Origin of the sequence: Shewanella sp. AS16 (assembly GCF_021412365.1) — a bacterium.
GTDB classification, from domain to species: Bacteria; Pseudomonadota; Gammaproteobacteria; order Enterobacterales; family Shewanellaceae; genus Shewanella; species Shewanella salipaludis.
The window spans coordinates 1-299 of sequence record NZ_JAKCLK010000203.1 but is presented as its reverse complement, the minus strand read 5'-3'; the positions used below and the strand labels follow the sequence as shown (position 1 = coordinate 299).

Genomic DNA, 299 nt, shown 5'->3' with positions numbered 1-299 from the left:
ATCCTGAATGGCTTCCAGTTCGCCGCGCAGTACTGCTAAAGGCGTGCGCAGTTCATGAGAAATATCGGCCATAAAATCGCGGCGCATCTGCTGGTTTTTCTCCAGTGTGCTGGCGAGTTGATTGAAATCCTCTGCCAGTCTGCCCAACTCATCTTCGCTGGTGGGGGCTACGCGAGTAGTGAAATCACCCGCTGCCAGTTTGTGCGTGCCATCCACCAGTCGTTTTACCGGAGCCAGCAAACCGCGCGCCAGTGGGAATGTCGCCAGCGCCGCTAATAAGGTAGATAAAGCCACAATCA

General features: G+C 54.8%; 1 protein-coding gene. It reads right to left on the bottom strand.

The features are described from left to right. On the bottom strand, positions 1 to 299 hold a 299-nt coding region (locus LZP73_RS20000; protein ID WP_234236662.1), incomplete at both ends, for a HAMP domain-containing protein.